The 22,550-nt window shown below is 60.6% G+C and carries 19 protein-coding genes and 2 pseudogenes; 8 read left to right on the top strand and 13 right to left on the bottom strand.

Translation table 11 applies throughout. The features are described 5' to 3' along the window. Positions 1-94 precede the first annotated feature (94 nt). The 3 genes and pseudogenes from ACVWYU_RS07690 to ACVWYU_RS07680 form a co-directional block, all read left to right on the top strand. Positions 95-226: pseudogene (locus ACVWYU_RS07690) on the top strand (ExbD/TolR family protein); the annotation flags it as partial. Positions 227-507: 281 nt separating this feature from the next. Further along, the gene (locus ACVWYU_RS07685) at positions 508-1,089 is read left to right on the top strand and encodes an alpha/beta hydrolase (RefSeq protein ID WP_047536146.1); all 582 of its coding nucleotides are present in this window, start codon (positions 508-510) and stop codon (positions 1,087-1,089) included. A gap of 67 nt (positions 1,090-1,156) precedes the next feature. Then, positions 1,157-2,080, top strand: coding sequence for a sigma 54-interacting transcriptional regulator (locus tag ACVWYU_RS07680; protein WP_457372355.1), 924 nt, complete (start codon positions 1,157-1,159; stop codon positions 2,078-2,080). Here ACVWYU_RS07680 and ACVWYU_RS07675 read toward each other — a convergent pair. Continuing rightward, a pseudogene (locus ACVWYU_RS07675) lies at positions 2,076-2,153 on the bottom strand (outer membrane lipoprotein carrier protein LolA); the annotation flags it as partial. The gene ACVWYU_RS07680 and the pseudogene ACVWYU_RS07675 overlap by 5 nt on opposite strands. A gap of 199 nt (positions 2,154-2,352) precedes the next feature. Between ACVWYU_RS07675 and ACVWYU_RS07670 the strand changes: the two are divergent. The 5 genes from ACVWYU_RS07670 to ACVWYU_RS07650 all read left to right on the top strand — a co-directional run bounded on the left by ACVWYU_RS07670 (position 2,353) and on the right by ACVWYU_RS07650 (position 10,141). After that, entirely contained in the window at positions 2,353-3,135 is a 783-nt protein-coding gene (locus ACVWYU_RS07670) for a MetQ/NlpA family ABC transporter substrate-binding protein (protein ID WP_090327789.1), read from the top strand. A 522-nt stretch (positions 3,136-3,657) separates the two neighbouring features. Further along, positions 3,658-4,803, top strand: a complete 1,146-nt coding sequence (locus ACVWYU_RS07665) for an RHS repeat-associated core domain-containing protein (protein ID WP_457372354.1) — start codon at positions 3,658-3,660, stop codon at positions 4,801-4,803. Between the two features lie 120 nt (positions 4,804-4,923). After that, entirely contained in the window at positions 4,924-6,027 is a 1,104-nt protein-coding gene (locus tag ACVWYU_RS07660) for an efflux RND transporter periplasmic adaptor subunit (protein ID WP_090327797.1), read from the top strand. Further along, positions 6,024-7,091, top strand: a complete 1,068-nt coding sequence (locus tag ACVWYU_RS07655; RefSeq protein ID WP_247256716.1) for an efflux RND transporter periplasmic adaptor subunit — start codon at positions 6,024-6,026, stop codon at positions 7,089-7,091. Before ACVWYU_RS07660 ends, ACVWYU_RS07655 begins: the two co-directional genes overlap by 4 nt. Then, on the top strand, positions 7,088-10,141 hold the full coding sequence (locus ACVWYU_RS07650; RefSeq protein WP_090327802.1) for an efflux RND transporter permease subunit: 3,054 nt from the start codon (positions 7,088-7,090) through the stop codon (positions 10,139-10,141). The genes ACVWYU_RS07655 and ACVWYU_RS07650 overlap by 4 nt, the downstream gene beginning before the upstream one ends. A gap of 122 nt (positions 10,142-10,263) precedes the next feature. On the opposite strand, the gene ACVWYU_RS07645 is transcribed toward ACVWYU_RS07650, so the two are convergent. From ACVWYU_RS07645 to tcyJ, 12 genes are all read right to left on the bottom strand, one after another. Then, positions 10,264-10,893, bottom strand: a complete 630-nt coding sequence (locus ACVWYU_RS07645; protein WP_090327805.1) for a class I SAM-dependent methyltransferase — start codon at positions 10,891-10,893, stop codon at positions 10,264-10,266. A gap of 143 nt (positions 10,894-11,036) precedes the next feature. After that, positions 11,037-11,393: a DUF6124 family protein gene (locus ACVWYU_RS07640; RefSeq protein ID WP_247256715.1), complete on the bottom strand. Its 357-nt coding sequence runs from the start codon at positions 11,391-11,393 to the stop codon at positions 11,037-11,039. Between the two features lie 464 nt (positions 11,394-11,857). Further along, on the bottom strand, positions 11,858-12,502 hold the full coding sequence (locus tag ACVWYU_RS07635) for a methionine ABC transporter permease (RefSeq protein WP_090327810.1): 645 nt from the start codon (positions 12,500-12,502) through the stop codon (positions 11,858-11,860). Continuing rightward, positions 12,492-13,613 (bottom strand): methionine ABC transporter ATP-binding protein, encoded by a 1,122-nt coding sequence (locus tag ACVWYU_RS07630; RefSeq protein WP_457372353.1) that lies wholly within the window; start codon positions 13,611-13,613, stop codon positions 12,492-12,494. Before ACVWYU_RS07630 ends, ACVWYU_RS07635 begins: the two co-directional genes overlap by 11 nt. Positions 13,614-13,615: 2 nt before the next feature. Next, a complete protein-coding gene (locus tag ACVWYU_RS07625; protein ID WP_457372352.1) occupies positions 13,616-14,425 on the bottom strand; it encodes a MetQ/NlpA family ABC transporter substrate-binding protein in 810 nt (269 codons plus the stop codon). 262 nt (positions 14,426-14,687) lie between these two features. Further along, positions 14,688-16,040: an LLM class flavin-dependent oxidoreductase gene (locus tag ACVWYU_RS07620; RefSeq protein WP_457372351.1), complete on the bottom strand. Its 1,353-nt coding sequence runs from the start codon at positions 16,038-16,040 to the stop codon at positions 14,688-14,690. Next, entirely contained in the window at positions 16,040-17,233 is a 1,194-nt protein-coding gene (locus tag ACVWYU_RS07615; RefSeq protein ID WP_457372350.1) for an SfnB family sulfur acquisition oxidoreductase, read from the bottom strand. The genes ACVWYU_RS07620 and ACVWYU_RS07615 overlap by 1 nt, the downstream gene beginning before the upstream one ends. A gap of 38 nt (positions 17,234-17,271) precedes the next feature. Next, positions 17,272-18,513, bottom strand: a complete 1,242-nt coding sequence (locus ACVWYU_RS07610) for an SfnB family sulfur acquisition oxidoreductase (RefSeq protein WP_457372349.1) — start codon at positions 18,511-18,513, stop codon at positions 17,272-17,274. Positions 18,514-18,881: 368 nt separating this feature from the next. Further along, complete coding sequence (locus tag ACVWYU_RS07605) at positions 18,882-19,646, bottom strand: hypothetical protein (RefSeq protein ID WP_457372348.1); 765 nt, start codon at positions 19,644-19,646, stop codon at positions 18,882-18,884. A 466-nt stretch (positions 19,647-20,112) separates the two neighbouring features. After that, entirely contained in the window at positions 20,113-20,868 is a 756-nt protein-coding gene (tcyN, locus tag ACVWYU_RS07600; protein ID WP_390958111.1) for an L-cystine ABC transporter ATP-binding protein TcyN, read from the bottom strand. A 4-nt stretch (positions 20,869-20,872) separates the two neighbouring features. Beyond that, the gene (tcyL, locus tag ACVWYU_RS07595; protein WP_090327828.1) at positions 20,873-21,538 is read right to left on the bottom strand and encodes a cystine ABC transporter permease; all 666 of its coding nucleotides are present in this window, start codon (positions 21,536-21,538) and stop codon (positions 20,873-20,875) included. Next, positions 21,538-22,332: a cystine ABC transporter substrate-binding protein gene (gene tcyJ / locus ACVWYU_RS07590; protein WP_090327831.1), complete on the bottom strand. Its 795-nt coding sequence runs from the start codon at positions 22,330-22,332 to the stop codon at positions 21,538-21,540. The genes tcyL and tcyJ overlap by 1 nt, the downstream gene beginning before the upstream one ends. Between the last annotated feature and the right edge of the window lie 218 nt (positions 22,333-22,550).

The following is a 22,550-nucleotide window of genomic DNA, read 5'->3' as shown; positions in this document are numbered from 1 at the left end:
TCGATATTCATGAAACCGAAACCTGTTTCACGCGAAATGGTTATACGAGGAGTACACCATGACGTCGTGGGTATCTCCTCTGTATTCCCGCTTCAAGGCCAAGGACCCGGAAGTGCGGGTGCAGTTGCAGGCCGATGACGGGGTGAATTACGGCGAGGTGGCGCGAGTCATGGTGTCCATCGAGCGGGCAGGCATCACCAGGTTGTCGGTGAGTGCCGCGCGCTGACAGATTTACGATTTTCCGGGGCCGTCTCCTTGGCAGGGTGCGGCCCCTTTTTTATTCCGCAAAAACACCAGTCCCTGTGGGCGCGGGGGCCTGCTCGGGATGGCTGAGTGTCAGTCGACATCGCTGTGTCTGAAGTACCGCTATCGCGAGCAGGCTCGCTCCCACAAGGATTGGTTGCATATTCGATATAGGTCTTAATAAATATCTTCTTATTCCTTAACGAATATAAATCCCGTCCCTATACTCGATCAGGAACAGACACGCAGCAGGAGAGCTCCCCCATGCGCAACGAATCCATTCGCTATCTGATTGTGCCGGGCTGGCAAGGATCGCCAGAAGATCATTGGCAAAGCCATTGGCAGAACAGCCTGCCGAACAGCGCACGGGTGGAGCAGGCTGACTGGTTGACGCCGCGTCGTGAAGACTGGGTTGCCGCGCTGGCCGAAGCGATTGCCGCCGACAGCACGCCGGTGATCCTGATCGCCCACAGCCTGGGTTGCATCACCGTCGCGCATTGGGCGGCGACTGCGCCCGTGCAGTTTCTGCGGCAGGTTCGCGGTGCCTTGCTGGTCGCGCCGGCGGACGTCGAGCGTCCCGCCTGCGCGCCGGCCCTGCGTAATTTCGCACCGATTCCTGGTGATCTGCTGCCCTTTCCCAGCCAGGTGGTCAGCTCCGATAACGACGCCGCCGTCAGTGCACCACGCGCCCTGGAACTGGCGCGCAACTGGGGTGCTGAAGCGGGGATTCTGGCGGGTGCCGGGCACATCAATGTGAAGTCGGGTCACCAACGCTGGGAGCAGGGTTTTGCCTATCTCTACCGTCTGCAAAACCGCATGGAACATCACGCCCTGCGTCGCGCCTGAGTCTTTGGTTTTTTTCATTTTTAAATAACGCCCCCGTCTCCCGGCGGTTTTTGGGCGGGAGTCTGCCATGAGCTTTGAAACCTTCGGCCAGCCGCTGCTGACCTTTCCCGATGCTGAAAAAAGTCCCTTGAGCATCCGCGCCAAGGCGCTGGTGTTCGTCGATCCGCGTTCCCGGCAATTGCGCCAGGATCTCGAACAACTGGCGCCGCGTTCGATCTCGGTGCTGATCCGTGGCGAAACCGGCAGCGGCAAGGAGTTGCTGGCCCGGCACATTCATCGCGCCAGCGATCGCGGCGGGTTGTTTGTCTCGGTCAATTGCGGCGCCATCAGCCCGACCTACGCTGACGCGGAATTGTTCGGTTATGCCGCAGGCAGTTACAGCGGCTCGGCCAGCAGTCGCGCCGGCTGGTTCGGCTCGGCCAATGGCGGCACCTTGTACCTCGACGAGATTGGTGATCTGCCGCTGCCGATTCAGATCAAATTGCTCGCTGCCCTGGAAAACCACGAAGTGACCCGTGTCGGCGCGCACCAGCCAAGCCCGGTGGACGTGCGCCTGGTGGCCGCCACCAGCATCGACCTGGCCCAGGCTGTCGCTGCCGGCAAATTCCATGAGCGGCTCTATCACTACCTCAGCGAAGGCCAGCTCGAACTGCCGGCCTTGCGCGAGCGGGTGGGCGATATTCTGTCGCTGGCCGAATACTTCCTCGGCATCTACAGCCAACGCCTGGACCTGCCCGTGCCGCTGATCAGCGAGGCCGCGCAAGCGGTGCTGGAGTGTCACTCCTGGCCGGGCAACACCCGAGAGCTGGAAAACGTCATCCACTTTGCGTTGCTGGTGAGCACCGGCGACGAGATTTTGCCCGAGCATTTGAATCTTCCGGATGAAGGGCTGGCGCAAATTGAGCGGCAACTCCAACAGATTCTCGCCAAGGGTTCTGCCGCCGAAAAAGACGCCCTTAAACAAATACTTAAGCAAACCGGCCTCCTGTAGGAGCGAGCCTGCTCGCGATGAACCTGAGAGCGCCGCGGGGTGTCAGGTGCCCATCGTTATCGTTGACGACCATCGCGAGCCGGCTCGCTCCTGCAAGGCAATGTGCGAGCTAGAGCTGTATGAACGAAATGGAATATGAAAGTGAATAAAAGATATTGTTCGGGAATAAAAAATCCCGGTATTGTCCGCTTCACGCCAGCGATAGCACTTCACTGGCACCACAATATTTAGCCGTCGCCACAAGCGACTGTGATTTTCGATAAGGACACTGCATGAAAAAGGTTCTGTTGTTCACCGCACTGGCGGCTGCCCTGACTGCGGGCCTGGCCCAGGCGGGCGAGAAACTGGTGGTAGCGGCGACCCCGATTCCACACGCCGAGATTCTTGAGCTGATCAAACCCACCCTCGCCAAAGAAGGCGTGGACCTGGAAATCAAAGTCTTCACCGACTACGTTCAGCCGAACGTGCAGGTCGACCAGAAGCGTCTGGACGCCAACTACTTCCAGACCCTGCCGTACCTGAAAAGCTTCAACGAAGGTAAAGGGACTCACCTGGAAACCGTGATCGGCGTGCACGTCGAACCGTTCGGTGGCTACTCGAAGAAAGTCAAAACCCTGGCTGAGCTGAAGGACGGCGCGACCATCGCCATCCCGAACGAAGGCAGCAACAGCGGCCGTGCACTGATCCTGCTGCAGAAGGCAGGCCTGATCGAGTTGAAAGACCCGAAAAACGCCCTGGCTACCCCGAAAGACATCGCCAAGAACCCGCACAACTTCAAGTTCAAGGAACTTGAGTCGGCCATGCTGCCGCGCGTGCTGGATCAGGTCGACCTGGACATGATCAACACCAACTACGCGCTGGAAGCGGGTCTGAACCCGGCTAAAGACGCACTGGTGATCGAAGGTGCCGATTCGCCTTACGTGAACTTCCTGGTCGCTCGTCCGGACAACAAGGACAGCGTGGCCATGCAGAAACTGGCCAAAGCCCTGACCAGCCCGGAAGTGAAAGCGTTCATCGAGAAGAAGTACAACGGCGCGGTACTGCCGGCGTTCTGATTGACGCGGTAAACCCCTTCAAGGTTTGAAACGCCGACGGCTGATGCAGCGTCGGCGTTTTTTTGCCTGCGCAGATTTCATGTGGGAGCGAGCTGCCTCGCTCCCACTGATTCGCCCAAAACTCCTCAGGCCTCCTTTGCCTTTAATGCCCTGCGCAACGCCACCAATAACTTCACGACGTCCTGTGGATTCATCGGCTTAGGCACTTTTGCGTCTGCCATTTTCTCTTCCTTGTGAGTCGTTGGCCGGGGAGTCTGGCCAAAAGCGGTCCGTCCTTGGAGGGGCATCTTGAAAAATAGATCCTTCCTACGGCGCAAGGGAAAATAGACGTCTTCCGTTGCCTCGGCAACGTTCCTCATCGCGCTCAATGATCATCGCGAGCTTGATCGCGATTCGATATTTCAGGCATCGCCAATCCGGCCTGCGAGGATAGCGCCGTCCCTGCCAAATGGACTACCTATCAGTTCTGATAGGTATTTAGGGCGACTTCGTTAGGGCAAGCTAATGCTTTACGAGGTTCTGATGATGGCCACGTTTAAAAAATCCGGGTATCGGTATGACGCGCTGGACCTGCTGGTCGGGGTCGAACCGGCCGATGCCCGGGCGCTGCAAAGGTTTTACTGCCGCGAGCATCTGGCGACCGAACTTCAGGGGACGTCCAGCCAGCATGTTTTCCAGCACGACAAACTCCTGCTGGCGCTGCAGTCGCGCCAGGGTGATGCCTTCAACAGCGGCTTGCTGGCCAGCGATCAACAACGCTCTGTCTTGCAGGTTACCGGACCTGGCGGGCCTGTTCGCCAGGCTTATGCACCCCACGGCCATCGTCGGGTCGACAGTGGTTCAGGCAGCCTCCTGGGGTTTACCGGTGAAGCGGTGGACCCGGTCACCGGGCATTATTTTCTGGGCAATGGGCGCCGGGTGTTCAACCCGGTGCTGATGCGCTTCAACAGCCCGGACAGCTGGAGCCCGTTCGGTCGGGGTGGGCTGAATCTTTATGCGTATTGCCTGGGGGATCCGGTGAATTTCACTGATCCGACCGGACAGTTTGCCCGGCTGGTCACCAGCCTGCTCAGCGTAACAAACGCGCGTATTGTCCTGTCCACCTCCATCCCCTACAAACTGGGAAGAGAAGCTCTGCTATGGGGCGCGGCAAGGAAGTTGCCGTTCAAGCAATCACTCGGTGCCGCGGGGGCGACCATCGCCGGAATCACGACGATGGTTTCGGCGGTGACCGCGGTGGGCAGTGCGGTCGCGGGCATTACCGGAGACACTGAGGCTGTGAAAACCCTGGGGTTCATCGCGTTGGGCCTGGCCGCGCTGACGGTTACGGCAAGATTGGGATCAGGCTGGGCCGCCAGAGATCCCCGTACCATTCCCGCGCTGAAGAATTTTGTCGGTAACAAAGGGCGGGTAGAGGTCCCCAGCACCAGATATACAGCGTCTGCACCGCCTCTGACTCCAGACGCTTTTGAGGGTGCAAGCGCTCCACCCCTGACGGGTAGTCCTGCCGATGCTACAAGGTTCAACTTTTCAAACTCGGACGGGGCTAAAGAATTCTTGAATAAACAAATCGACAGACAAATTTGGGTTGCCCAACAAAAAACGTTTCGTCGCCACTCTGATGTAACAACGACGGCCAACAATATCCGCCGCCGTCATTCCCGGTAGCCCCGGAAGTCGCGGTGAGAACCCTACAGCCCAGACTTTTTTGACTTCACCGGACGCAGCTTTGTAACCCTGTTCTAAGCTGACAGACGAATTGCGCCCGTTAAACGCAAAGGAGTCTGCATGGCTGGTCCCGGAATGAAAATGGCGCTGGGCTTGAGCCTGTTGGCCTTGCTAAGTGCCTGTGGCGACAAAACACCGGTGGAGAAGAACCGGCCAAGGGTTTTCGTACAAGAAGTCAAACCGGCTCATTACGCCGCCAGCGTCACCCTGACCGGCGATGTGCAGGCGCGGGTGCAGACCGAGTTGTCGTTCCGCGTCGGCGGCAAGATCATCCAGCGCACGGTCGATGTCGGTGACCGGATTTCCGCCAAACAAGTCCTCGCCCGGCTCGACCCCAAAGACCTGCAAACCAACGTCGACTCGGCCCAGGCCCAGGTCGTTGCCGAACAGGCCAAGGTCAAGCAGAACGCCGCGGCCTTCGTGCGTCAGCAAAAACTCCTGCCCAAGGGCTATACCAGTCAAAGCGAATACGATTCCGCCCAAGCCGCATTGCGCAGCAGCCAGAGCTCCCTGGCGGCGGCCCAGGCGCAATTGGCCAATGCCCGCGAACAACTGAGCTACACCGCGTTGATCGCCGAGGCGCCGGGTGTGATTACGGCGCGCCAGGCCGAAGTCGGTCAGGTGGTGCAGGCCACGGTGCCGATTTTCAGCCTGGCCCGGGACGGTGAGCGCGATGCGGTGTTCAACGTCTACGAATCATTGCTGGCCGGATCGCCTGCGGACAAAACGGTGGTGGTCAGCCTGCTGGACAATCCGGCGATCAAAACCACCGGTACCCTCCGCGAAATCACCCCGGCGGTCTCCGAGCAGACCGGCACCGTGCAGGTCAAGGTCAGCCTGGACAGCTTGCCGGACGGCATGCAGTTGGGCTCGGTGGTGAGTGCCACGGCCAGTGCTCGAGGCAAAACCGCCGTGGAACTGCCGTGGTCGGCGCTCACCAAAAACCTCAGCGAACCGGCAGTCTGGCTGGTGGATGGGGAAGGCCGGGCGCAGTTGCATAACGTCGTGGTCGGCCGCTACCTGACCGGCAAAGTCATCATCAGCGCCGGCCTGGAGGGCGGTGAAAAAGTGGTGATTGCCGGCGGCCAGTTGCTGCACCCCGGTGTGAAGGTGGAAATTGCCGAAAACACCTACAAGGACCTGACCGTGGGGGCTCAGCCATGAGGCGTCTGTTACTGGTTTTAGCCGGTGTGATGCTGGTGGCCTGCTCGAAAAAAGAACCACCGCCAGAGCCCGTGCGCCCGGTGCTGTCGATCAAGGTCCAGGCACTCGACGAGGAAAACCTCGGGCGCTTTGCCGGCAGCATCCAGGCCCGTTACGAAAGCAATATCGGTTTCCGGGTGCCGGGGCGCATCGCCAGTCGCAGCGTCGATGTCGGTGCCGAAGTCGACAAGGGCAGCTTGCTCGCCACGCTCGACCCCACCGACCAGCAGAACCAGTTGCGCACCGCCGAGGGCAATCTGGCGAGCATCCAGGCGCAGTTCATCAACGCCCAGGCCAATGCCCGGCGCCAGCAGGAATTGTTCGATCGCGGCGTGGGTTCCCAGGCGCAGCTCGATGGGGCGCAGACTGACCTGAAAACCACCCAGGCCTCCCTCGACCAGGCCAAGGCTTCGCTCAGCCAGGCCAGGGATCAGCTCAACTACGTTGAATTGCGCGCCGACCACAAGGCCGTGGTCACCGCGTGGAATGCCGAAGCCGGGCAAGTTGTCACGGCGGGTCAGCAGGTGGTGACCCTGGCGCAACCGGACATCAAGGAAGCGGTGATCGACCTGCCCGACACCCTGGTCGACCAGTTGCCCGAGGGCGTGGTGTTTCAGGTCGCCTCGCAACTCAATCCAAACATCTCCACCACCGCCACCGTGCGCGAAATCGAACCCCAGGCTGAAAGCACCACCCGCACCCGGCGTGCGCGCCTGACCCTGGCCGAAACACCGACCGCTTTTCGCCTGGGCACGGCGATCAGCGTGACCCTGAGCTCAACGATCAAGCCGCGCATTGAACTGCCCCTGAGCGCACTGCAGGAGGTCGACGGCAAACCGCGTATCTGGGTGGTCGATGTGCAAGCGCAAACCGTGGCGCCCCGGGATGTCAGCATCATCAGTCGCTCGGACAGCACAGTGGTGGTGGCCAGTGGCGTGAAATCCGGCGAGCGGATTGTCACGGCCGGTGTGAACAGCCTCAAACCGGGGCAGAAAGTGAAAGTCGACGAGGACAGCCCGCAATGAAAGGGAGTTTCAACTTATCGGAATGGGCCCTCAAACATCAGTCGTTTGTCTGGTACTTGATGTTCGTCGCGCTGCTGATGGGCGTGTTTTCCTACATGAACCTGGGGCGCGAGGAAGACCCCTCGTTCACCATCAAAACCATGGTGATCCAGACCCGCTGGCCCGGCGCGACCCAGGAAGAAACCCTCAAGCAGGTCACCGACCGCATCGAGAAAAAACTCGAAGAACTCGACTCGCTCGACTACGTGAAAAGCTACACCCGTCCCGGTGAGTCCACGGTCTACGTGTACTTGCGCGACACCACCAGCGCCAAGGACATCCCGGAAATCTGGTACCAGGTGCGCAAGAAGATCAACGATATTCGCGGCTCGTTCCCTCAGGGGATTCAAGGCCCCGCGTTCAACGATGAGTTCGGTGATGTGTTCGGTTCGGTCTATGCCTTCACCGCCGATGGACTGTCGATGCGTCAGTTGCGCGATTACGTCGAGCAGGCCCGCGCCGAGATCCACGATGTACCGGGGCTGGGCAAAATCGAGATGGTCGGCCAGCAGGACGAAGTCTTCTACCTGAATTTCTCGACACGCAAACTGGCGGCGCTGGGCATCGACGAGCAGCAAGTGGTGCAAAGCCTGCAAACCCAGAACGCCGTGACCCCGGCCGGGGTGATCGAGGCCGGTCCCGAGCGGATTTCCGTGCGCACCTCCGGGCAGTTCGTTTCCGAAAAGGATCTGGCCAACGTCAACCTGCGTCTCAACGACCGCTTCTATCGCCTGGCCGACATCGCCGATATCAGCCGCGGCTACGTCGACCCGGCGTCGCCGGAGTTTCGCTACAACGGCCAACCCGCCATCGGCCTGGCCATCGCCATGCAAAAGGGCGGCAACATCCAGGTGTTCGGCAAGGCGCTGCATCAGCGCATCAATGAGCTGACCGCCGACCTGCCCGTGGGCGTCGGCGTGCACAACGTGTCCGACCAGGCGGTGGTGGTGGAAGAAGCCGTCGGCGGTTTCACCAGTGCGCTGTTCGAAGCGGTGGTGATCGTGCTGGTGGTCAGCTTCATCAGCCTGGGCGTGCGCGCCGGGCTGGTGGTGGCGTGCTCGATCCCGCTGGTGCTGGCGATGGTCTTCGTGTTCATGGAATACAGCGGCATCACCATGCAACGGATTTCCCTGGGTGCATTGATCATTGCCCTGGGCTTGCTGGTGGATGACGCGATGATCACCGTCGAGATGATGGTCTCGCGCCTGGAGCTGGGCGACACCAAGGAGCAGGCCGCCACCTTCGCCTACACCTCCACGGCCTTCCCGATGCTCACCGGAACGCTGGTGACCGTCGCCGGTTTCGTGCCGATCGGCCTGAACGCCAGTTCCGCCGGCGAATACACCTTCACCCTGTTTGCGGTGATTGCCGTGGCCATGCTGGTGTCGTGGATCGTCGCCGTGCTGTTCGCCCCGGTGATCGGCGTGCACATTCTCAGCACCAACGTGAAGCCGCATTCGGCCGAACCGGGGCGTGTCGGGCGGGCATTCAACGCTGGCCTGCTGTGGTGCATGCGCAATCGCTGGTGGGCGATTGGCATCACCGTGCTGCTGTTCGGGTTGTCGGTGTTCGGCATGCGGTTCGTGCAGAACCAGTTCTTCCCGTCCTCGGATCGTCCGGAGATCCTGGTGGACCTGAACCTGCCGCAAAACGCCTCCATCGACGAAACCCGCAAAGCGGTGGACAAGCTCGAAGCGACGCTCAAGGGCGACCCGGACATCGTGCGCTGGAGCACCTACATCGGCCAAGGCGCGATTCGTTTCTACCTGCCCCTCGACCAGCAATTGCAGAACCCCTATTACGCGCAACTGGTGATCGTCAGCAAAAACTTCGAAGCCCGCAAAGCCCTCAGCGATCGCCTGCGTGAGCGCCTGCGCAAAGACTTTGTCGGCATCGGCAGTTACGTGCAAGCGCTGGAAATGGGGCCACCGGTCGGGCGGCCGATGCAGTATCGGGTCAGCGGCAAGGACATCGACCAGGTGCGCAAGCACGCCATCGACCTGGCCAGCGAACTGGACAAGAGCCCGTACATCGGCGAGATCATTTTCGACTGGAACGAGCCCGGCAAGGTGCTGCGCATCGACATCGCCCAGGACAAGGCGCGCCAGCTCGGCCTGTCGTCCCAAGACGTGGCGAACCTGATGAACAGCATTGTCAGCGGTTCGACCGTGACCCAGGTTGACGATGACATCTACCTGATCAACGTGGTCGGTCGTGCGGTGGACGCCGAACGGGGTTCGCCGGAGACCCTGCAAAACCTGCAGATCGTCACGCCGGGCGGCACCTCGATTCCGCTGCTGGCCTTTGCCACCGTGCGTTACGAACTGGAGCAGCCGCTGGTATGGCGTCGCGACCGCAGGCCGACCATCACCATCAAGGCGGCGGTCGTCGGCGATATACAGCCCACCGACCTGGTGGCCCGACTCAAACCGGACATCGACAAATTCGCCGCCGGTTTGCCGGTGGGCTACAAGGTCGCCACCGGCGGTACGGTGGAGGAGAGTGGCAAGGCCCAGGGGCCGATTGCCAAAGTGGTGCCGTTGATGCTGTTCCTGATGGCCACCTTCCTGATGATCCAGTTGCACAGCGTGCAGAAGCTCTTCCTGGTGGCCAGCGTCGCGCCGCTGGGCCTGATCGGCGTGGTGCTGGCGCTGGTGCCGACGGGAACGCCGATGGGCTTTGTGGCGATCCTGGGGATCCTGGCGCTGATCGGCATCATCATCCGCAACTCGGTGATTCTGGTGACCCAGATCGATGAGATGGAGAGGGCAGGCCTTTCACCCTGGGATGCGGTGATGCAAGCCACCGAGCACCGGCGTCGGCCGATTCTGTTGACCGCTGCGGCGGCGAGCCTGGGGATGATCCCGATCGCCCGGGAAGTGTTCTGGGGGCCGATGGCCTACGCGATGATCGGCGGGATCATTGTCGCAACCTTGCTGACGCTGCTGTTTCTGCCGGCGCTGTACGTGGCCTGGTACAAGATTCGCGAGCCACAGAAGGACGGACAGTAAGGCGAGCGCTTCGCGCTCATCGCTGGCAAGCCAGCTCCCACAGGGTTTTGTGTGGTTCGCAAAATCCGAATCCACCTCGAACACTGTGGGAGCTGGCTTGCCAGCGATAGCGTCCGAATGGGCTACGCAGGCTTACGCCAGACACTCGCCAACCATGGCTGTTGCTCACGCGGCAGCCCTGCGGGCCGGTAGTAATGCTCCAGCTCCACGAACCCCGCTTCGGTCAGCAACTGCTGCCATGCCTGCAAATCGTGATAGGCGCCATAGCGTGGCCCGTTCCAGCCTTCCTGATTCTCGCCACGGGGATTGGAGCTGAACAGCACGCCACCCGGTTTCAAGGTTTCGCGCAATTGTTTCAACACCCGAGGCAATTCCTGGCGCGGGATGTGAAACAGCACGGCGTTGGCGAAGATCCCGTCGAAGCGCTCGGCCGGCAGATCGAGCTTTAAAAAGTCCTGCTGCCAGACCTCGCAACCGCTGTCCTCGCGCGCCATCTGGGCGAATTTTTCTGATCCGTCGAGGCCGACCGCCTTGTGCCCCAGGCGCGTGAACGTCTGCAAATCACGACCCGGCCCACAACCAAAATCCAGAATGTCGAACGGCGCCTCGCCCTGGATATGGCGCAGCAGGGCATCGATGTTCTGGCTGACATCGTGATCGCGGGTGCCTTCACGAAAACCTTCGGCCACCGAGTTGTAATGGGCCAGGGTGGTGGCGGTGATTTGCTGGAGATCGTCGGGGGTCTGTTTCATGGTGGGCTGCGCAGGCAATTGGAATGGGTCGAATATACGCCATCAGGTAGGGGGCTGCTGTGCAGCCCATCGCGAGCAGGCTCGCTCCCACATTGGGTCGCGTTTCCCTGTGGGAGCCTGCTCGCGATGGCGGTTTTAATGGCTCAACCGTGTTTCATCCCCAAGCACTCAATCGATCGATCAACCATCGCCTTGGCGATCTCCAGCAAATGCCAGACCGAGAACACCATGGCCCGGTCGGCGCCCTTGAGGTGGTCGCCGCACTGATAGGCGGTGACCGAGGCACAGCGCAGCAGATCGGCGATGTAGAGCTGGGTGTCTTCGAAGCTCACGTCTTTGCTGACGTTGTAGAAACGCAGTTCGTCGGGCGGTGAGGGTTGATCGCCGGTGAGGTAGAAATCGATGGCGCGGTAGAGCGCCGAGCGATCTCTGAGCAGGTCGTCGGTGATGTCTTCGTTGGAGGCTGTTTCGGGGGGTGGATCGGGAACGGATCTGTCCATGAGTGTTGCTCCTATTGCTTCATGGGAGCCGTCACTTCTCGCCTACTAAACGATTGGGTGGCGGCTGTACGCAGGTTAGTAGGCCGGTCAATAGGAAAACCGTGCATCCGAAGATGCCCCGCGCACAGCCACCATATTCTGCATGCGGCAAAAAGTGCCGAACATGAGCATGGAATTGCTATGCGCCTATTGTTCCGGGCTACTAAACCCGGTCACTGATGAGCAGTGACGGGCCGAGACTAGTCATCCAAATTGGCAGGCGCAAGCGAGCGAAATAATCTAGGAAATGTCCTGCAAAGGAAAGGGAACAGGGCTGTAGGAGACCTATTTTTCCTGTAGGAAAAATCCGCTTTTTGTAGGAGCGAGCCTGCTCGCGATGGACGCAAGAGCGCCGCGTTCATCCAGGCAGCCCTCGTTATCGTTGACGTCCATCGCGAGCGGGCTCGCTCCCACAAAAGGCCCCCTTAGCGTTTGTTGAGCCCCCGCGCCAAGCGATCCCCGCCCAGCTGAATCACCGCCACCAACGCCACCAGCAACACAATCACCGTCAGCATGATCTGGCTGTCAAAGCGCTGATACCCGTATCGATAGGCGATGTCCCCCAACCCGCCCGCGCCAATCGCCCCGGCCATGGCCGAGGAGTTGATCATGGTCACCAGGGTAATGGTGAAACCCCCGACGATGCCGGGCAGCGCCTCAGGCAACAGCACATGCCAAACAATGTGCCCGCGCCGGCAGCCCATGGCTTGCGCCGCTTCGATCAAGCCGTGATCGACCTCGCGCAGGCTGACTTCGGCGATGCGTGCAAAGAACGGCGTCGCGGCGATGGTCAACGGCACCACGGCCGCCCAGACGCCGTAGGTGGTGCCGACGATCAGGCGGGTGAACGGAATCAGCGCGACCATCAGAATCAGGAACGGAATCGAGCGGAACAGGTTCACGAACGCGCCCAGCGCGCGGTTGATGGTCGGTGCCTCGTAGATGCCACCTTTGGAGCTGGTGACCAGGATCACCGCCAGCGGAATCCCCGCCAACAGTGCGATCAAGGACGACACGCCGACCATCAAGAACGTGTCGATGAAGCCTTGCAGCAATCGATCAAACCACATAGCCCAATACCTCAACCTGTTGCGCCCATTGGCTGGCACGCTGGCGCAGTGCTTCGGCGCCCAGGGGCGAGCCGGTCACGGCCAGCAGCAGTTGCCCGAGGGCGTGGCCTTGAATCCGGTCCACGCCACCCTGTAACAAACGCACGCGACCGCCGAGGGCACCGAACAGGGCGGCGATGTCCGGTTCGTCCTGGGCCGAGCCGGTGAATTGCAGGCGCAGAACGACAGCGTCGTCCGAGGTCTGCGGTTGCGCCTGCAAGCGACTTTGCAGTTCTGTCGGCAGCGCATGTTGCAGCGGCGCGAGCAACGTTTTGCTGACCTCGTGCTGCGGGTTGCCGAACACTTCCCACACTGGCCCCTGCTCAACGATGCGCCCGTGCTCGAGCACGACCACCCGATCACAGATCTCGCGGATCACCGCCATTTCGTGGGTGATCAAAATGATGGTCAGGCCCAGGCGCTGATTGATCTCGCGCAGCAGGCCGAGGATCGATTGGGTGGTCTCCGGGTCGAGCGCCGAGGTGGCTTCGTCGCACAGCAGAATGGCCGGGTCGTGCACCAGGGCGCGGGCGATGCCGACGCGCTGTTTCTGGCCGCCGGACAGCTGCGCCGGGTACGCCTTGTGTTTGGCTTGCAGGCCCACCAGTTCCAGCAGTTCGCGGACCTTTTGATCGCGCTTTTCCTTGGGCACCCCGGCGACTTTCAGCGGCAGTTCGACGTTCTGCCAAACGGTCTTGGCCGACATCAGGTTGAAGTGCTGGAAGATCATGCCGATGCGCCGACGCAGGGCCACCAGGCGCTCTTCATTGAACTCGCCGATGTCCACTTGATCGATCAACACACGCCCCGACGTCGGTTGCTCAAGGCGGTTGATGGTGCGGATCAGCGACGACTTGCCGGCGCCGCTGCGACCGATGATGCCGAACACTTCACCGCGCTGGATCGCCAGGTCGATGCCTTGCAGGGCGGCCACCGGGCCTTGCTTGCCGTCGTAGGTTTTGCCCAGGCCGACAAAGCGCACGTGGGCACGATTGAGCTCCGGGTGCAGCTCGGTTTGTTGCGCATGGCGGGGCTCTGGAATCTCCAGTCGCCGTTGGGTCGCAGCCGTCATGCTCAGCTCTCCCAACCGGCTTGGTAGAGCTTGCCGTGGGCTTTATCCAGGGCCGCGCGCACGGCGGGCGAGTGCTGGTAGATGTCGACGAACTTGATCAGGCGCGGGTCGGTTTTGCTCTTGGGCTGGATCACGAACTGGATCACGTATTCCTTGTGATCGAGGCCGTCGAACAGCAGGGCGGAACTGGCATCGAAGGTCTTCGACAGGCGAATGTAGGCCGGGTAACCCTGGACCAGATCGGCGTCGTCATAGGCGCGCACCAGCTGCACGGCTTCGACTTGAAGAATCCTGATTTTCTTCGGGTTGGCGATGATGTCTTCTTCGGTGGCCTTGTAGCCGACGCCCGGCTTGAGGGTGATCAAGCCGGCCTTGGCCAGCAGCTGCAAGCCACGACCGCTGTTGATCGGGTCGTTGGCGATGGCCACGCTGGCGCCTTCGGGCAGCTCATCGAAGCTTTTGTATTTTTTCGAGTAGAGGCCGACGTTGTTGATGATCCCCGGCGCGAATGGCACCAGGTCAAAACCGGAGGCGGCCTTGGCGTTTTCCAGGAACGGGATGTGCTGGAAGTAGTTCACGTCGATGTCGCCGGCCGCGAGGCTGACGTTGGGGGCGATCCAGTCGGTGAACTCCACCAGCTCGACTTTCAGGCCTTGTTTGCCGGCTTCTTCGACCGCCGCTTCCAGGGGAATGGCGAAGGCGGCGGTGGTGCCGATTTTCAACGGTGCGTCGGCGGCGAACACCGCAGAGCTGAACAGGCCGAGGGCCAGGGCCAGTGCTTTGACTGGGTTAGAGAGGTGGTTTTTGGTCATGTTGGTTTTTCCAGTCAGGGCATGAATTTTGGGTGTTAATCAGGGCCTCATCGCTGGCAAGCCAGCTCCCACAGTGGGTGTGTGGCGTTCACAAAACCCTGTGGGAGCTGGCTTGCCAGCGATGCTTTTAACGGCGGTAAGCAGAGCCCGTATGTTTCTCAGGCAAATACGCCTCACCGTGAAACAGCTTTTCGCGCTGGCTCCCTCAGTGGATCTGTGATGTTCACAAAACCCTGTGGGAGCTGGCTTGCCAGCGATGCTTTTAGCGTCGGTAGGCTGCGCCCGTATGTTGCTCAGGCAAATGCGCCTCACCATGAAACAGCTTTCCGCGCAGGCTGCCGTTGTCGTAGGCGGTCTTGTACGAGCCTCGCCGTTGCAGCTCGGGGATCACCAGATCGATGAAATCCACATAGCTTTCCGGCGTGACGATCCGCGTCAGGTTGAAGCCGTCCAGCCCGGTTTCGGCGATCCACGATTCCAGCTCATCCGCCACTTGCTGCGGTGAACCGACCAGGGTGATGTAGCGGCCGCCCAGGGCGTGTTGTTCGAGCAATTTGCGTCGGGTCCAGTCGTTGTTTTGCAGGTTTTTGGTGGCCGACTGGATCGCGTTGCTTTTCACGTACTGGATCGGTTCGTCGATGGCGTACTCGGAAAAATCGATGCCGGTGGACGCGGAAAAATGCGCCACCCCGGCTTCGGCGCTGGCGTAGCTCAGGTACTCGGCGTGCTTCTTCCAGGCCAGTTCTTCGGTTTCGCCGACGATCACGTTCAGGCCCATGAACACCTTGATGTCCTCAGGGTTGCGCCCGGCTTCGACGGCGCTGGCGCGGACCTTGTCCACCTGCACTTTGGTCGACGGTTTGTTCTGGCCGCTGATGAACACGCATTCGGCATGGCGCCCGGCGAACAGCAAGCCGCGATCGGAGCTGCCGGCCTGGAACAGCACCGGCGTGCGTTGCGGCGACGGCTCGCAGAGGTGATACCCCTCGACCTGATAGAACTCGCCCTTGTGCTCGACCTTGTGCACTTTCTCGGGCTGCGCATAAATCCGTTGTTGCGGATCGTTGAGTACGGCGCCGTTTTCCCAGCTGCCTTCCCAGAGCTTGTAGAGCACCTCCAGGTATTCGTCGGCCTGGTCGTAGCGGCGGTCATGCTCGACCTGTTCGTTCAGGCCCATGGCTTTGGCGGCGCTGTCGAGGTAGCCGGTGACGATGTTCCAGCCCACCCGGCCACGGCTCAGGTGATCCAGGGTCGACATGCGCCGGGCGAACAGGTACGGCGGTTCGTAGGTGAGGTTGGCGGTGAGGCCGAAGCCGAGGTTTCTGGTCACGGCGGCCATGGCCGAGACCAGCAGCAGCGGGTCGTTGACCGGCAGCTGGATCGACTCTTTCAGCGGTACGTCCACGGACTGCTGGTAGACGTCGTAGACGCCGACTATGTCGGCGATGAACAAGCCGTCGAACAGCCCGCGTTCCAGCAACTGCGCCAGTTCGGTCCAGTATTCGATGGTTTTGTATTGGGTCGAGGTGTCCCGGGGATGGGTCCACAAACCATGGTTGATGTGCCCGATGCAGTTCATGTTGAACGCGTTGAGCAGGATCTTTTTCCTGGCCATCAGATAGTCCCCCGCAGTGGCGGGTTTTCATCATTGAGGTAGTAGTTGCCCACTGCGTGGTACTTCCAGCGCACCGGGTCGTGCAGGGTGTGCACGCGCGCGTTGCGCCAGTGGCGATCCAGGCCGTGTTCGGCCAGGGTGGCCTGGCTGCCGGCCAGTTCGAACAGGGTGCTGCCTGCGGCCAGGGAAATTTCGGTGCTGAGGGCGCGGGCTTCGGCGACGGCAATCGATGCGGCGGCGACGGTCTCGGCGTTAGTGTCGGCCTGGGCCTGGTCGAGGCGTTCACCGGCGCGTTCCAGCAGGGCCTCGGCAGCGTGCAGGCGAATGCTCAAGTGGCCGAAGCTCTTGATCGTCAGCGGGTCATCGGTGGCTTTTTCGTGGGTGGCGTCGATCCACGGCCGGGTTTTGGTGCGCACGAAGTGCAGCGCATCTTCATAGGCGGCGCGGGCGATGCCGGTGTCGATGGCGGCGTGGAGAATCTGCGCCAGCGGGCCAACCGGTGTCGGGCGCTCGAAGGCACTCTGGAACGGAATCACGTCTTCGGCGGCGACAAACACGTCTTCGAACACCACCGAGCCGCTGCCGGTGGTGCGCTGGCCGAAGCCGCTCCAGTCGTCGATCACGGTCAGGCCCTGGCTGTTGCGCGGGACGAACGCCAGTTGCTGCACGCCGTTTTCGTCCACAACGGAGGTCGGAATGCGTTGGGCGTAAATGGCCCCGGTTGAGTAGAACTTGCGGCCGTTGATGCGATAGCCGTCGCCATCGCGGGTCAGGCGGGTGACGCGGTCATGGGCGGTTTTGGTGCCCAGTTCGGCGAGGGCATTGCCAAAGCGCTGACCGGCCAGCACTTCGGCGTACAGGCGTTTTTTCTGCTCGGGGCTGCCGTTCACGCGCAGCACTTCGAGGGCGTAGAAATGGTTCTGCGGGATCTGCCCCAGCGAGCCGTCCGCCCGGGCGATCAGGGCGATGACGTTGGCCAGGGTGACGTTGGAAACCCCGGCGCCGCCGTACTCTTTGGGCACGCTGATGCCCCACAGGCCCGAGCGGGAAAACACTTCCAGTTCCGGGTGTGGCAAACGGCGTTCACGGTCGCGCAGGGCGCTGTCGCGTTTGAAATCTTCGGCCAGGTCGCTGGCGACAATCAGGGCTTGCTCATCGCTGGTGATGACCGCGACATGTTGAGAAAGGGTCATGTGGTTCTCCAGAGCTCTGGTGAAAAGTGTTCTGGTCGTTAAATCCAGGAATGGCGAGCGGGCAATGTGCCGTTCAGGTGATAGCTGCCGACGGCGTGATATTTCCAGCGCACCGGGTCGTGCAGGGTGTGCACCCGGGCGTTGCGCCAGTGGCGATCGAGGTTGAACTCGGCGAGGGTGGCGCGGCTGCCGGCCAGTTCGAACAGCTTCTCGCTGGCCAGCAGCGAAATTTCGGTGGTCAGCACTTTGGCTTCGGCCACGGCAATCGAGGCGCGGGCGGCGGACTCGGCGGTGAGCGGCGCGGCGCTGACCTGATCGAGCACCTGCCCGGCCTTGCGCAGCAGGGCTTCGGCGGCGTGCAATTCGATTTTCAGTTTGCCGATGTCGGCGATCACGTAGAGGTCATCGCTGGCCCGGTCGACCTTGGCGTCGATCCATGGCCGGGCACGGGTTTTCACGAATTCGATGGCGTCGTCGATGGCGCCACGGGCGATACCGGCGTCGATGGCGGCCTGGATCAGTTGCGAGACGGCGCCTTGGGTGTTGGGCTTTTCATTGATTTTCCAGTTGTCCACCACCAGCTCGGTGTCGACCCGCACGTTGTTGAGCAAAAGGGTGCCGCTGGCGGTGGTGCGCTGGCCGAAACCGGACCAGTCGTCGACGATGCGCAAGCCCGGCGTGCCGCGACGCACGAAGGCCAGCACTTGCTTGCCGTCGTCATTGAGCGCCTTGACCGCGACCCAGTGCGCGAACAGCGCGCCCGTGGAGTAGAACTTCTGCCCGTTGAGGACATAGCCATCGCCATCGGCGGTGATGCGCGCCTTGAGCTCCAGGGTGTTTTTGTTGCCGCGTTCAGGGCCGGCATTGCCGATGCGCCAGCCGTCGAGCACGCTTTTGAAGAGCAGTTTTTTCTGCACTTCGGTGGCGCTGCCGGACACCAGGTTGAGGATGCCGAACTGGTTCTGCGGGATCTGCCCGAGCGCCGGGTCTGCCGCGGAAATGATCGCGAACACCTCGGCCAACGTGACGAACGAAACCTGTGGGCCACCGTACTCGCGCGGGATGGCGATGCTGCCCAGGCCGCTGCGGGTGAACTGTTCGACTTCCGACCACGGCAGCTTGCGCTGCTGGTCGCGTTTGGCCGCTTGCAGGCGGGCGACTTGCGCCAGCTCATGGGCCGCCTTGATCGCTTGTGCGTCGTTGCGCAAGACCTGCGCGGGCAACAACAGCGGGGCGACGTCCAGATCACTCTGGACAATTGCTTCTGCCAGACTGGACATCAACGCCACTCCTTGGCTGCACGCAATGCCCTGGCGATCTGCACTGGGGTGATTGTGTTCCGGACCATACCTACCTCACATCTCATGGAAGCGCCGCGGGGTGCGGCGAACGAAAACAAGAATGTCCGGTGGTCCGGTCTATATACCCTAAGCTTTTATAAATAAGTTATGAACTAACTTTTAGGAATATAGATAGAAGTGTGTCATCGCCCACTGTTCATGGGGCAACAGTTGTTTCCGGGGCAACAGTTCAAGGCTGGATTTGGCTTTTTGCAGGAGCAAGGCGTGCCCGCGATAGCGCCCATTGGATCGCCATCGCGGACACGCCTTGCTCCTGTAGAAAAAGCGCCGCGCAAGGCGCAAATGTCTCATCGCCTGCGGGCTTCGGCTGCTTTGAGGGGGGCTTTCTTCGGGACTTTGAGGTAAGGGTTGGCACCGCCAATCTTCAGCGTTCGCGCCGGCGCCCAGCGCGAGTTGTTGCCCACGCGGTCGAGGATGCAGTACGTCACTTCCAGGCGCAGGTCTTCGCCGCCTTCGAGGATGATCGCAGGCGGCACCCAGACCTGGATCGGTTGACCAACATCGCTGGTCTTGACCCGGGGCAGGTCCATGCGCACGTCACCCCAGCGCAGGGTGATTTCATCGTCGGCGGCCATGTTCAGGTACGGCTCGATGGTTAACGGCACACCGCGTTTGACCTGGTTCGGATTGACCCCCTGGCGGCGGATCGTCTCGGGGATGCTGACCGGTGCCAGGCTCTGGTTTTCATCGCCACACAGGGCCGAGGGCTGGCCACCGGGGCAATCGAGTTTGATCTGTACGGATCTGGCGGCAGACAGCGCCGGGCCCCGGCCCACCTGCATGACCCGGTAGTGGATGCGCGAGGTGCCATTGTCGATGAAGCTCTCGGGCACGCGCAGTTGAACGGGATGGCCGACGTCAGTGGCGGTCAGCACGCGGGAGGCGACGTAGCAGTGGTTCCAGAACAGTTCGATCAGGTCGCCTTCGTCCATCGTGGCGTAGGCGGGCACCTCGATCAGCAGGTGCGCGGCGGAAGTGATGTTGATGCCGGTTTTGTGGGATTGCGCCAGGGTCGGGGCCGCCAGTCCGGTTTTGTTCGAGGTGCTTGTCATAGAGTCTCCTTGGAGTCTTGCAACGAGGTCCGTTTCTGGAAAACCGGAAACTTTAATGTCGAGCAGCAAGACCGTTCATTACTTTGAGTGGAAATAATGAGTGCGCGTGATGATTGACGCCGGTGGGAGACTAGATACGAGTTCGCTTGAATAAGTGTCAATAGCGTTAGTTGCTCGAATACAAAATCCGCTGTTATTCAGAAAGTTCCTACGTAGTGAAGTTAATAAACGCTATAGGTGCGTCGACATTGACCATGAGGGCCAGCAATGCTTGGGTTTTTGGCGATAGTGTGGGGTGGCGGCGAGCGGCCTGGAGACGTTATGTGTTTGTTGCAGGATATAAATATGTACCGTGTGCTCTGACAAAAAGATGCTTATTGTGTGTGTTGCTTAATTATGTGTGAAAGGGGTTTTGATAGGGGGTGAAACTTCCATCCATGGAAGTTTGCAATTGTTGCGAGGGGATTTAGTTGTGAGCGTTATTCAGGAACTTGCTGAGAAACTGTTTGGTGCGCTCTTGCTTCGGATTGGCAAACAGCGCCTTCGCTTCGCCTTGTTCGACGATCACGCCCTTGTCGAAAAACACCACACGATTGGCCACGTCGCGGGCAAAGCCCATTTCGTGGGTGACGATGACCATGGTGCGTTTTTCCTCAGCCAGGCTGCGAATAGTCGAAAGCACTTCGCCTACCAGCTCCGGGTCCAGCGCTGAGGTCGGTTCGTCGAACAGGATCACTTCAGGTTCCATCGCCAGCGCACGGGCAATCGCCACACGCTGTTGCTGACCGCCCGAGAGGCGGCGCGGGTAGGCGTCTTCCTTGCCCGCCAGGCCGACCCTGGCCAACAGCTTTTTACCCAGGGCAACGGCGTCGGCGTGCGGGATCTTCTTGACGATGATCGGGCCTTCGATGACGTTTTCCAGGGCGGTGCGATGGGGGAACAGGTTGAAGTTCTGGAACACGAAGCCCACGTGCTGGCGCAAGCGGCGCACCAGGCTCTGCTGCTGGTTCAACGGGCGGCTGGTATCGATCTCGATGTCGCCGACCTTGATCCGGCCGCTGGTGGGTTCTTCCAGGAAGTTCAGGCAGCGCAGGAACGTGGTCTTGCCCGAGCCGCTCGGCCCGATGATCGCCACGACCTCACCTTCCTTCACTTGCAGATCGATGCCGTTGAGCACGACTTGACCCTTGAACTGCTTTGTCAGTTTTTCTACGACAATCATGGGGTCAGGACTCCTGGTCGTGCCGATTGACCCGGGCTTCCAACTGGTTCTGCAGGTGCGACAGCACCGTGGCCAGAATCCAGTAGATCAGCGCGGCGGCCAGATACATGGTGAACACTTCGAAGGTACGGGCGGTGATCAGCTGAGCCTGACGGAACAGCTCCGGCACCTGGATGGTGGCTGCCAGGGCGGTGTCCTTGACCAGCGAAATGAAACTGTTGCCCAGCGGCGGCAATGCGGTGCGCATCGCCTGCGGCAGGATGGCCCGGCGCAGGGTCTGCGCACGGGTCATGCCGATACTGGCAGCCGCTTCCCATTGGCCGCGCTCAATAGAGCTGATCGCGGCACGCAGGATTTCACAGGCGTAGGCGGCCATGTTCAGCGAGAAGCCGATCAGGGCTGCCGGCAGCGGATCGAGTTCCATGCCCAATTGCGGCAAGCCGTAATAGATCACGAACAGTTGCACCAGCAACGGCGTGCCGCGAAAGAACGACACGTAGATGCGGGCGATCCAGCTCACCAGTTTGAAGCGCGACAGGCGCATCAGGGCCAGGCCGAAGCCCATCACCAGGCCGAAGAACATCCCGCCCAGGCTCAAGATGACCGTGTAGTAGGCCCCCTTGAGCAGGAAGGGCAGGGAGTCCAGTGCGAGTTGAAAAGCTTCTTCCATTATTGAGTGACGTCAGCGCTGAAGTATTTTTCCGAAAGCTTTTTCAGCGTGCCGTCGGCGCGCAGCTTGTCGATGGCTTTGTTCACAGCGGCCAACAGCTCAGGCTCGCCTTTGCGCAGGGCAATGCCGGCTTCCTGACGGGAGAACGCTTCACCGGCGGCAGAAGTGTCCTTGGCTTTCTTGGCGTATTCCAGCGCGGCGAGGCGGTCGATCAGGATGGCGTCGATACGGCCGACACGCAGGTCCTGGAACTTGGTTGGGTCATCTTCGTAGGTGCGGACGTCAGCCTTGGGCACATTCTCTTTCACCCACGCTTCGTAGTTGGTGCCCAGGCCTACGCCGACTTTCTTGCCGGCCAGGTCGGCGGCGGTCTTGATGGTGTCCTTGTTCTTGGTCAGCGTCAGCGCCTGAATCCCGGAAACGGTGTAAGGCTCGGAGAAGTCATACTTCTTCTTGCGCTCTTCGGAGATGGTCACCTGGTTGATCACCGCGTCCAGACGCTTGGATTCCAGCGCCGCGAGGATGCCGTCCCATTTGGTCGGTTGCAGTTTGACCTTCACGCCCAGCTCTTTGGCCAGGGCTTCGGAGAACTCGACTTCGAAGCCGGTCAGTTTGCCGTCGGCGTCGACGAAACTGAACGGCGGGTAGGTGCCTTCCAGGCCGACGTTGATCACGCCAGCGTCCTTGATTTTTTGCAGTTGCTCACCGGCAACCGCTTGTCCCAGCAGACCGACGCCCAGCGCCAGGCCCAGCGAACCTACCAGCAGATTTCGACGTAGTGCGGAAAAATTCATGACAAGCCCCTGTGTTTTCTTATGGAAGACGCTTTAGGAAAGTTGGCAAATTCGGGATTTGAACGACTGCGATATCCTGCCCTAAAGCAGCGTATGCGTCTTGCAGCAAATTTGCCTAAGGTATGACTATATGATGGCGTTATTAGATTAGAAAATAATAAATTCTATTTTTGTTATGCGTTATTAGTATATGTCTTGGTGGCTCTCGCTTTCGCTGG

The sequence above is a fragment of the Pseudomonas sp. TE12234 genome (genome assembly GCF_054061835.1).
The sequence above is the reverse complement of the archived record's forward strand: the minus strand, read 5'-3'. Positions and strand labels throughout refer to the sequence as shown.